The 4,470-nt window shown below is 74.8% G+C and carries 4 protein-coding genes and 1 pseudogene; 2 read left to right on the top strand and 3 right to left on the bottom strand.

The window, feature by feature from the left end; genetic code table 11:
- A partial coding sequence (locus GTW08_RS03670) for an SH3-like domain-containing protein (protein ID WP_161151409.1) occupies positions 1–318 on the top strand: 318 nt, incomplete at its 5' end.
- Positions 305–610: a nitrile hydratase accessory protein gene (locus GTW08_RS03675; protein WP_073577639.1), complete on the top strand. Its 306-nt coding sequence runs from the start codon at positions 305–307 to the stop codon at positions 608–610. The genes GTW08_RS03670 and GTW08_RS03675, both read left to right, overlap by 14 nt.
- Here GTW08_RS03675 and GTW08_RS03680 read toward each other — a convergent pair.
- From GTW08_RS03680 to GTW08_RS03690, 3 genes and pseudogenes are all read right to left on the bottom strand, one after another.
- A complete protein-coding gene (locus tag GTW08_RS03680; RefSeq protein WP_073577638.1) occupies positions 607–2,121 on the bottom strand; it encodes a GntP family permease in 1,515 nt (504 codons plus the stop codon). The two genes, GTW08_RS03675 and GTW08_RS03680, sit on opposite strands and share 4 nt — an antisense overlap.
- Positions 2,118–3,749, bottom strand: a complete 1,632-nt coding sequence (locus tag GTW08_RS03685; RefSeq protein WP_073577637.1) for an N-acyl-D-amino-acid deacylase family protein — start codon at positions 3,747–3,749, stop codon at positions 2,118–2,120. The genes GTW08_RS03680 and GTW08_RS03685 overlap by 4 nt, the downstream gene beginning before the upstream one ends.
- Positions 3,749–4,470: pseudogene (locus GTW08_RS03690) on the bottom strand (amino acid deaminase); the annotation flags it as partial. The gene GTW08_RS03685 and the pseudogene GTW08_RS03690, both read right to left, overlap by 1 nt.

A 4,470-nucleotide genomic window follows, 5' to 3' on the forward strand; every position in this document is an offset into this window, starting at 1 on the left:
GTGCTGGCCACCGGCGCCCCGACCGAGCGCGACGACACCGGCCCGCCCCGGTTCGCCCCCGGCGACCGCGTGCGGGCCCGGGTGATGCACCCGCGCGGGCACACCCGGCTCCCCCGCTACGTCCGCGGTCGCTGCGGGACCGTCGAGACCCACCGCGGGACCCACGTGCTGCCCGACGCCCGCGCGCACGGCCACGGCGAGTGCCCGGAGCCGCTCTACACCGTGGTGTTCACCGGCCCCGAGCTGTGGGGCCCGGACGCCGACCCGACCACGACCGTCTCCGTCGACGCCTGGGAGTCCTACCTTGAGCCCGCCTGACGGCCCGGTCTTCGACGAGCCGTGGCAGGCGAGCGCGTTCGCGCTGGCCGTGGCCCTGCAGGACACCGGGACGCTGGACCGGCAGGAGTTCGCCGAGACCCTGGGCGGCGAGCTGGACACCGGCCTGGACTACTGGGACGCCTGGCTCGCCGCGCTGGAGCACCTGCTCGACGGGCTCGGCGTCGCCGACCGCGGCTCGGTCGAGGAGCGGACCGGCGCCTGGCTGCGTGCCGCCGTCGCGACGCCGCACGGCGCGCCGGTCACGCTCGACGCCGACCCGCTGCGCTCCTAGACGACGGCCCACACCAGCGCGGCCGCGGCGAACCCGACGACCGACAGGATCGTCTCCAGCACCGTCCAGGTCATCAGGGTCTGCTTCACCGTCATGTTGAAGTACTTGGCGACGATCCAGAACCCGCCGTCGTTGACGTGGCTGGCGATGATCGACCCGGCCGACACGGCGACGACGATCAGCGCGAGCTGCGGCTGGCTGTAGCCGCCCGCGGCGACGGTCGGGCCGATGATGCCCGCCGTCGTCACGATGGCGACGGTCGCCGAACCCTGGGCGATCCGCAGCGCCGCGCTGATCAGGTACGCCGAGGCGATCACCGGCAGCCCGATCGCGGTCATCGAGCCGGCCAGTGCGTCGCCGACGCCGGTGGTCTGCAGGACCTTGCCGAAGAACGCCCCCGCCCCGACGACGAGCAGGATCATCCCGACCGGGCGCAGCGACTCGCCGGAGATCCGGCCGAGCTCGGCCATCGACGTCCCGCGCCGGATGCCGAGCAGGTACAGCGCGAGCAGCACCGACAGCGTCAGCGCGATGGCCGGGGTGCCGAGCAGCACGAGGACGTCGCGGAACACCGTGCCCTCGGGGAGCGTCACCCCCGCGACGGTCGCGGCGAGGATGAGCACCAGCGGGACCGCGATGATCGAGGAGATGAGCGCGACCGACGGGGGCGCGGCCACCGCCACCGCGGTCTGCGGGCCGGCCGTCTCCGCGGTGCGGACACCACCCGTCCCGCCGCCCGGGTCACCGTCGCCGTTGCCGTCGCCGGCGTCGCGCGCGGAACCGGCCGGGCCGGGGGCGGCGGCGGCCGGGGCGGCCCCACCGGGCAGGTCCTCGGGCACGCCGACCTGGATCCGCCGTCCGATGAACGAGCCCCACCAGACGCCGCTGACCAGCCAGGCGGGAACGCCGCACAGCAGGCCCATCGCGATCACCCAGCCCATCCCGACGCCGAGCAGCCCGCCCGCGGTGACCGGTCCGGGGTGCGGCGGCAGGAACGCGTGGGTCATCGACAGCCCGGCGAGCATCGGCATCGCATAGAGGACCAGCGAGCGGCCGCCGCGGCGCGCGGCCACGTAGACCAGCGGCGCGAGCACGAAGATGCCGATGTCGAAGAACACCGGGATGCCGAGCACCAGCCCGGTGACACCCATCGCGAGCGGTGCGCCCTTCGGCCCGAACAGCCGGAGCAGCCGTTCGGTCAGGGCGTCCGCGCCACCGGAGCGCTCCATGATCGCGCCGAGCACGGTGCCCAGCCCGATGATCGGGGCGATGTGGCCGAGGATCCCGGCGAAGCCGGTCTCGAACAGCGAGTCCGACGCCTTGATCGGGGTGCCGACGAGGTCGGTGACCGACACGCCCGCGACGAGCGCGACCAGCACGCCGGTGACGATGAGCGCGATGAACGGCTCCAGCCGTAGTCGCATGATCATGATCAGCAGCAGCGCGACGCTGACGGCGGCGAGGGTGAGCAGGCCGGCCGTGTCGTTCTGCAGCCAGTCGAGGAAGGTCATCGTCGTCCTCCGGTGGGGTGGGTGCCCGGTGCGGTGCGGCCGTCGGCCCGGCGGCGCAGCGCGCGACCGGCGAGCGCGTCGGTGCGCTCCCCGCCGTCGATCGCGAAGGCTCCGTTGACCAGCACGTACGGGATGCCGGCCGCCTGCTGGGCGGGCTCGGCGAAGGTGGCGGTGTCGGTGACGGTGTCCGGGTCGAACACGACCAGGTCGGCGGCCAGGCCCGGCCGGACGCGACCGCGGTCGGCCAGGCGGAGCCGGTCGGCGGCGCGTCCGGTGAGGTGGTGGATGCACTCCTCCAGGGAGAACAGCCCGAGCTCGCGGCAGTAGTGGCCGAGGTAGCGGGGGAAGGTCCCCCAGGCCCGCGGGTGCGGCTTCGCCCCGACGAGCAGGCCGTCGCTGCCGCCGGTGTGCCGCGGGTGGCGCATGATCGCGCGGACGTTCTCCTCGTGCCCGACGTGCTGCAGGATGCCGGTCCCGAAGTCGTCGCGGAGCAGGATGTCCACGCAGGTGTCGAACGGATCCGCTCCGGTCGCGCCCGCGATGTCGGCGACCGTGCGCCCGACCGTCCCGGCGAGCTCGGGGTTCGTGACCCCGCTGATCTCGATCGTCTCCCACTCGGCGACGACGCCGTGGCAGCCGTCGGAGCCGTGGACCTCCAGGTCCTCGCGGATCCGGGCGAGTGCGGCCGGGTCGCGCAGCCGCTCGCGGGCCGCGTCGAGGCCGCCGGACTGGCACCAGCTGGGCAGGATCGCCGACAGCGTCGTCGCACCCGGCAGGTACGGGTAGGTGTCGAGGGTGATGTCGACGCCGCGGGCGACGGCCGCGTCGAGCAGCGTGATCAGCTCCCCGGCCCGGCCCTTGTTGGGGCCGAAGTTGAGCGTGGCGTGGGCCAGGTGCAGCGCGCACCCGGACCGCTCGGCGACGTCGACCATCTCGGCGTAGGCCTCCAGCGCGCCCGCGCCGTAGCTGCGGTGGTGCGGGGAGAAGAAGCCGCCCCGCTCCCCCACCGCCGCGCACAGCGCGGCGAGCTCGGCGCCGTCGGCGTACATGCCGGGGGTGTAGGTGAGCCCGGCCGAGAGACCGACCGCGCCCTGGTCCATGCCGGTGCGGACGACGTCGGCCATCCGGGCGATCTCCGCCTGGGTGGCGGGGCGGTCGTCCCAGCCGCAGACCAGCGCGCGGACGGTGCCGTGCGGGACGAGGTAGGCGGCGTTGCCGGCGATGCCCTCGTCGAGCCGGTTCAGGTACTCCGCGACGGTGCGCCAGGTGAAGAAGTCCGCGCCGGGGTCGCCGTTCCAGCCGGCGATCGCGCGGCGCAGCACGGGCAGCACGGCGTCGTCGACGGGGGCGTAGGACAGCCCGTCCTGGCCGATGACCTCGGTCGTCACGCCCTGGGAGACCTTCGCGAGGTGCGCGGGCTCGGTGAGCAGGCGCAGGTCGGAGTGGGCGTGCATGTCGACGAACCCGGGGGCGACGACCATCCCGTCCACCTCGACGACCCGCTCGGCCCGTCCGGCCGCGTCCGGCCCGACCGCGGCGATCCGGTCGCCCTCGACGAGCACGTCCGCGGTGTACCGGGGCCCGCCGGTCCCGTCGACGACGGTGCCGCCGCGCAGCAGCGTGCCCATCAGAAGAACGTCCGGACGAGCTCGACGACCTGCGGGTCGGGGTCGGTGCCGTCCAGCACCGGGATCCAGCGCCACTTGTCGAACGCGGTGCACGGGTGCGAGAGCCCGAGCCGGACGACCTGCCCGATCCGGACCTGCTCCTCGGTGCGCAGGAACGCGTGCTGGTCGTTGACGGCGGTGACCGTCCCGGTCAGCGGCCGCGAGGGCGACCCGAGGTCGTCGGCGATCCGCTGCGGCTCGGGCAGCCCCTCGTCGAACGGGACGTCGCGCTTGCCCGCGTCGAGCAGCGCCAGGCCGGGCTCGGGGGTCGACACCACCCGGGCGGTCACGTGCATGGCCGAGCGGAACGGGCGCTGCTCGTCGTCGCGGGCCAGCGGGGAGATGCCGCGGTAGAAGCCGTCGTCGTGGACGAGGTAGGCGCCCGAGCGCAGCACGACGCGGGTGCGCGTGTCGGCGAGCCCGGCCAGCGCGGCGACGACCTGGTCGAAGTAGGCGCTGCCGCCCGCAGTGACCACGACCTCGTCGGTCCCGTAGGACGGGGCGAGCCGGCGGTGCAGCTCGGCGAGGTCGTCGAGATAGGCGCGGACGGTCGCCAGTGACGCCTCCGACGGGTCGTGCGCGAGCGCCCCCTCGTAGCCGCCGACCCCGGCCAGCGCCAGCACCGGGCTGGCCACGACGGCCGACGCCACCCGCTCGGCCTCGGCCAGGGTGCGCGCGCCGG

The organism is Pseudonocardia sp. SID8383 (genome assembly GCF_009864975.1).
Taxonomy (GTDB): Bacteria; Actinomycetota; Actinomycetes; order Mycobacteriales; family Pseudonocardiaceae; genus Pseudonocardia; species Pseudonocardia alni.

Bases quoted from the DNA above. Each gene is read 5' to 3' on its own strand.
- GTW08_RS03680 (WP_073577638.1), bottom strand. From the start codon at position 2,121: ATGACCTTCCTCGACTGGCTGCAGAACGACACGGCCGGCCTGCTCACC.
- GTW08_RS03685 (WP_073577637.1), bottom strand. From the start codon at position 3,749: ATGGGCACGCTGCTGCGCGGCGGCACCGTCGTCGACGGGACCGGCGGG.